The sequence below is a fragment of the Amycolatopsis anabasis genome, from assembly GCF_009765355.1.
Lineage (GTDB): Bacteria > Actinomycetota > Actinomycetes > Mycobacteriales > Pseudonocardiaceae > Amycolatopsis > Amycolatopsis anabasis.
This window is the reverse complement of the sequence record NZ_VTHK01000058.1, coordinates 46,399-52,042: the sequence shown is the minus strand read 5'-3', so window position 1 is coordinate 52,042 and position 5,644 is coordinate 46,399. Positions and strand designations below refer to the sequence as shown.

Here is a 5,644-nt window from a genome sequence, read left to right as displayed (position 1 = left end):
AGATGCCACACATTGTCCGCGGTCACCGCGAAGAACCACTCCCACATGTTCTGGTCCTGGCCGCTGCCGGTGAGGTAGCCGCCGTCCAGGTTCGTCCACAAAGGACGGTAGACGAGCACGGCGGCCGCCAGGAAACCAAGTCCGATCAGGAGGTCGGCGGATCGCCGTCTTCGCGGCTCGTCCGGCGCCGGACCCGGTACCAGGCCGGGCGTGCGGGTCGCCTGCATCATGGCCGGAGCCTGCGCACGAGGATTTCCAGCAGCGAGCCCACGTCGTGGGCCAGGCGCTGGGACATCAGGTGGAGCTGCTTGCGCTGGTGCCGGTCGCTCACCCGGCACCGGCCGCGCTGGATGAGTTCGCGGATCGCGTCGAGCACCATGGCCATCGCGTGCGCGTCGCGGAAATCGGTGAGCTCGACCCGGAACCAGTCCCGTTCCAGGATGGTCAGGGTCCGGTCGCAGCAGCGGATCACCCAGTGCCAGAGGTCGAGTTCGGCCAGTGACCAGTGCAGATTGGGTTCGTCCTCGCCGAGCCACAGGGCCAGCAGCGCCTGGAGCCGCCAGTCGTCGGGCGGCTCGGTGCACAGGCAGTAGCCGACGCCGCGGCCGAACGGCATGGTCACCGGCGCGGTCCGGACGCGTTCGACCACCAGGGTCCGCAGGGTCGCGGTGCGCCGGCGCAGATGCTCGAGCTCGCTGGGGTCGAACTCGGCGAACACCCTCCCGTCCGGGCGGGGGATCAAACGCATACGGGACTCCCGGTGTGGTTGTGGCTCGCGAAAACTATTGGACTCTCCGGCCGGTCGGCAACCTTCATTTCGGTGATATAGCCAGCGGGTGCGGATCGTGCCCGGATGACAAAGTTTCCGCTTCGCGGAGCGCGAAAATATGTTGTTCATGAATTTCCGTCATATCCCTTTTATGGCGGTATTGTTCGAGTTTCCCCGGTGTTGTCCGATGTGTTCTGACAAAAACTCTGCGGCGCTCTGACCTGCGGGTTTGATGCTTGCCCTGCCATGATGCGGGAGGTACTTTGCCCGGTTATGGCCGTGGTATTTCGGCTGCGTAACCCCGCTTTTTCAACCCTGCGCATCATTCGATGCCTGGGTCCGTCTCAGGTAACAGGAGACAGCAGTGAAAGTTCGTTGGAAGTCCAGAAAACTGGCGAACGGTATGGCGGCGCTGACCGTCGGCGCCGCGGTCGCCGGTGTGGTCGGGGTCGTCGGAATCGGTTCGGGTGAGGCAGCGCCGGTGTCGGTGACCCTGAACTACACCTGTCCGTTCCCGCTGATCGGGGACCAGACGCTCAAGGTGAAGGTCGATTCCGAGTTCCCGGACAACGCGGTCGCCGGGCAACTCTCGCCCGCGATCACCTTCAAGGCGACGGTGACCGTGCCGGAATCGGCCACCGACGGCCTGGCCATGGTCGGGGCGGCGACCATCGAGGGCACCGCGAAGGCCGGGGCGACCCTGAAGTACCCGGTGGACAAGACGCTCAACCTGGGCCTTCCGCTGACCGTGCCGGTCACGCCGGTCCCGCCCTCGGGCACGTTCGACATCGTCACCTCCGGCAAGGCGCCGCAGGTCAACTTCCCCAGCCCGGGAACGGCCTCGGTGACGGTCGGGAACTTCAGCACCACCCTGACGCCCAAGTACCCCGACGGCACCCCGACCGATCTGGGCACGTTCACCTCGGACTGCGTGCAGGTGCCGGGGCAGAACAACCTGCTGGGCACGTTCGAGATCAAGAGCGGCAACCCGACCACGCCACCGACGACCCCACCTACCACGGAACCGCCGACTACCCCGCCGACGACTCCGCCTACTACTGAGCCGCCGACCACTCCGCCGACGACTCCGCCTACTACTGAGCCGCCGACCACTCCGCCGACGACTCCGCCTACTACTGAGCCGCCGACTACCCCGCCGACGACTCCGCCTACTACTGAGCCGCCGACCACCCCGCCCACCACTCCGCCGACGACGGAGCCACCCACGACTCCGCCGACCACACCACCCACCACGCAACCGCCGACCAACCCGGTCGAGATTTCGTACGGTGTCACCGGCAAGACGTTCATCAAGAAACTCGGCGCCGAGCTGATCCTCGGCCCGGGCAGCCTGGACGCCGAACTCACCGCCTCGACCGGCCAGTTCAGCGCTGGGCTGACCCTGCCCAAGGCGAAGGCCTCGTTCAAGCTGTTCGGCCTGCTCCCGGCCACCGCGACGGTGAAACTCACGCCGACCGGCCCGGTCACCGGCACGCTGAAGAGCGGGATCGTGAAGTCGAACGTCAAGGTCGACGTGCGGCTGGTGGACATCCGGGTGCTGGGCCTGCCGCTGCTCGCTTCGGACTCGTGCCGGACGAGCCAGCCCGCGGACGTCAACCTGGTCTCCGGACCGGGCTTCGATCCGGCGACCGGCGGCAAGCTGAGCGGCAGCTACACCCTGCCCTCGTTCACCGGGTGCGGCCTGCTCACCGGGTTCGTCACCGCCCTGACCTCCGGGCCGGACAACCCGATCGAGGTGAACCTGAAGAAGAAGTAACCACGGCACCACCAAACGGGCCCGCCCCCGGCGCGATGCCGGGGGCGGGCCGACCTGTCGCCGCCTGCACGACCAAGGGCCCGGGTGCTGGGGGTCGTGAGTGTTTGGACCGGTTAGAACCGGTCTGTCCACTCACGACCCCCAGCGGTCAGGAGCCGCCGTCGAGGCGCTGGCAGGTCGCCGATTCGGCGAAGCCCGCCTTGAGCCCGTCCGCCGCCTTGAGGTCCTTCATCGGGTCGTCCATGTTCCGCAGGTTGGTCAGGTCCGCGCTGATCTTCCCCATGACTTCCTGAAACCGCGCGGGCTGGTCGGCCGGCGCGCCCTCGGCCTGCGGTTTGGCGTTGTCGATCGCCTGCTTGGTGTTGCGCAGGATGCCGGTCGTCTTCTCCACCAGGCGCACGCCGTCGGTGACCGGCGGCGGCCCCGCCTTCTCGACCCCGTCGACCAGGCTGGCGAACGCGCGGGACAGGCCGTCCAGATAGGACACCATGGCCTGCTTCACCTGCCGGGGGTCGGGGGAGTCGAGCATCGGCAGCGACCCCAGCGTGGCGGCCTGCGCCTGCACGGCCTGGCACACCCGGTCCGCCCACGCGGTCGACTCCGGGCTCGCGACGGCGGACGGGGCGGTGGGTCTGGCGGGCGCGGGCGGGGTGTCCGAGCCGCAGCCGGTGAGCGCGCACGCCGACGCCGCGGCCACGAGCACACCGGTCAGGATTGGGCGAATCATAGGGGTTCCTTCGTTTTGAATGACGACCGCCGGGGATTCTAGCTCGAATATCGCCGAATACCGGTCCCATTGTTGATTGCGCATCCGAGGGGCATGATTATTTGCGAAAGTGTCATGGTGGTGACAAGAAATGAAGCCGCGGCCGCCCGGGGTGGCGCACCCGGGTCGAGGTGGCGGTCCGGGACGATCCGCTGACCCGTTGCCTAGCGGCCGACCTGGGATTTTGTGCTATGCGGCAGGGAAAGCCGACCGTCGACCGTCACGGGCTTGACAAGAAAATCCGTCTCCGGCCACGCGGGTTCAAGATTTTTCCGTAACCCTTGTGTGCGCTGAGACACGCCAGTAACGTACTGGCGAGTAGGGGGTTGTGATCGTGCGGAAACAACATTCCCCAGGCAGGTAAATCGTCCCATGAGGAATTCCCGGATGTCAGTGCAGACTCGACGGGCCACCAGAGCGTGCGCCGTCACCGCGGCGCTCGCCCTCGCCGGTGTTTCGCTGAGCGCGAGCCCAGCCGCCGCCGGGCCCGCCAGCCGGACGATCACCAGCACCTGCGCGTTCGGCCAGGGACCGGCGCCGGTCCCGTTCGGCGTGGCCGCGGTGTTCCCGGAATCCACGCCCGCGGGAACCCCGCTGCAGCCGAAGGACTTCGCGGTCACCCCGGTGCTGAGCGACCAGCTGGTCAAGAGCCTGCGTTCCGCCGGGGTCACCACCTTCGAAGGCAGCGTCGCGCCCGTCCTCACCGTCCACTCGCAGGGCAGCGCGAAGGACATCGCGCTCCAGCCGATCGCGGTGCCGCTGACCGCGCTCCCGGACTCGGGGGAGTTCCGCCTGCCGCTCAAGGCGACCGTGCCGCCGGTGACCGTCGGCGGCTCCGGCGCGGTGACCTTCGACGTGTCCCGGATGACCGCCCAGCTCAAGACGCATGCCATCCGGGACAACGCCCTCGTCGCGGACGACGTCTCGTGCGCGTCCGGACCGGGCCAGGGCGGCACGCTGGCCTCGGTCCCGCTGAGCGGTGATCCGAACGCGCCGCGGACGTCGGGGAGCGACCCGATCTCGGTGACGTCCGGCGAAACCTCGGCCGCGCCGAGCATCCAGGCCGCGGTCGCGGGCTTTCCCCCGCGGCAGGGACTGAAGTACGGGTTCTGGGTGGACGAAACCAGTACCACGATCCAGAAGCTCGGCTCCAAGATCCAGTTCGGACGTGGCCAGTTCGACTCCGTTATCAAGGTCATGTCACCCCCGGCCGATATGTGGGGCAACCTGACCCTGCCGCCCGCCTCCGGGTACTTCGTGACCTTCAACTTCGTTCCGGTGACCAGCACCGCCGAACTGATCCAGGACGGCGAGGCCACCGGCAAGGTCACGGTGAACCCGAGCGCCAAGACGGCGACCGTCAAAGAACTCACCCTGCGCGCGTTCACCAAACTCGGTGACGTCAAGGTGGACGGCGTACCACTCGATGTCGGTCCCAACTGCCGCACCGCGTCCCCGGTGATCGTGCGCCCCAAGGACACCACGGTGAACCTGGTGCCGGGTTCGCCACCGGCGACCGTGGAGGCGGACTTCGAAATCCCGCCGTTCGCCGGATGCGGAGTGACCGAGAACCTCGACCGGCTGTTCACGGGCATGGTCTCCGGTCCGGGCAACAAGATGACCGCCAAGTTGAGCGTGCGCTGCAGTCCCCTGGGGCCGAGGTGCGAGTAGTGGCCAGTCTTCACGAGTGGAGGTCTTGATGGGCGTCGAGGTTGCCGTGGAAGGGCTGAGCAAGTCCTTCGGAAGGCAGTCGATCTGGCGGGACGTGACGCTCACCCTGCCACCGGGAGAGGTCAGCGTCCTGCTCGGACCGTCCGGCACCGGGAAGTCGGTCTTCTTGAAGTCCCTGATCGGCCTGCTCAAACCGGAGACCGGCCGGATCCTGATCAACGGGGTGGATCTCTGCGACTGTCCGGAAAGGACGCTCTACGAGATTCGCAAGCTGTTCGGGGTGCTGTTCCAGGACGGCGCGCTGTTCGGGTCGATGAACCTGTACGACAACGTGGCGTGCCCGCTGCGCGAGCACACCAAGAAGTCCGAATCCGAGATCAAGCGGATCGTGCTCGAGAAGCTGGAGATGACCGGCCTCGCCGGGGCCGAGCGGAAACTGCCCGGCGAGATCTCCGGCGGCATGCGCAAGCGCGCCGGGCTCGCCCGCGCACTCGTCCTCGATCCGGAGATCATCCTCTGCGACGAACCGGATTCCGGCCTCGATCCGGTGCGCACGGCGTACCTGTCGCAGCTGCTGATCGACCTGAACGCGCAGATCGACGCGACCATCCTGATCGTCACGCACAACATCAACGTCGCCCGGACCGTCCCGGACAACATC

5 protein-coding genes and 1 pseudogene are annotated in these 5,644 nt (G+C 67.3%); 3 read left to right on the top strand and 3 right to left on the bottom strand.

All coding sequences use genetic code 11. From position 1 onward, the window contains the following. Together FXO23_RS42105 and FXO23_RS42100 are read right to left on the bottom strand one after the other, a co-directional pair. Nucleotides 1-230 (bottom strand): annotated as a pseudogene (locus tag FXO23_RS42105) (glycosyl transferase); the annotation flags it as partial. Beyond that, a complete protein-coding gene (locus FXO23_RS42100; RefSeq protein WP_158893023.1) occupies nt 227-748 on the bottom strand; it encodes a hypothetical protein in 522 nt (173 codons plus the stop codon). The pseudogene FXO23_RS42105 and the gene FXO23_RS42100, both read right to left, overlap by 4 nt. Nucleotides 749-1,133: 385 nt before the next feature. On the opposite strand from FXO23_RS42100, the gene FXO23_RS42095 reads away from it, so the two are divergent. Further along, the gene (locus tag FXO23_RS42095) at nt 1,134-2,546 is read left to right on the top strand and encodes a DUF6801 domain-containing protein (protein ID WP_158893021.1); all 1,413 of its coding nucleotides are present in this window, start codon (nt 1,134-1,136) and stop codon (nt 2,544-2,546) included. A gap of 148 nt (nt 2,547-2,694) precedes the next feature. Here FXO23_RS42095 and FXO23_RS42090 read toward each other — a convergent pair whose 3' ends face one another. Next, nucleotides 2,695-3,273 (bottom strand): hypothetical protein, encoded by a 579-nt coding sequence (locus tag FXO23_RS42090; RefSeq protein ID WP_158893019.1) that lies wholly within the window; start codon nt 3,271-3,273, stop codon nt 2,695-2,697. A 426-nt stretch (nt 3,274-3,699) separates the two neighbouring features. Here FXO23_RS42090 and FXO23_RS42085 point away from each other — a divergent pair, with 426 nt between their 5' ends. Together FXO23_RS42085 and FXO23_RS51980 are read left to right on the top strand one after the other, a co-directional pair. Beyond that, a complete protein-coding gene (locus FXO23_RS42085; RefSeq protein WP_158893017.1) occupies nt 3,700-4,983 on the top strand; it encodes a DUF6801 domain-containing protein in 1,284 nt (427 codons plus the stop codon). Between the two features lie 28 nt (nt 4,984-5,011). Then, the coding region (locus tag FXO23_RS51980) for an ABC transporter ATP-binding protein (protein ID WP_246258351.1) at nt 5,012-5,644 on the top strand (633 nt) is incomplete at its 3' end.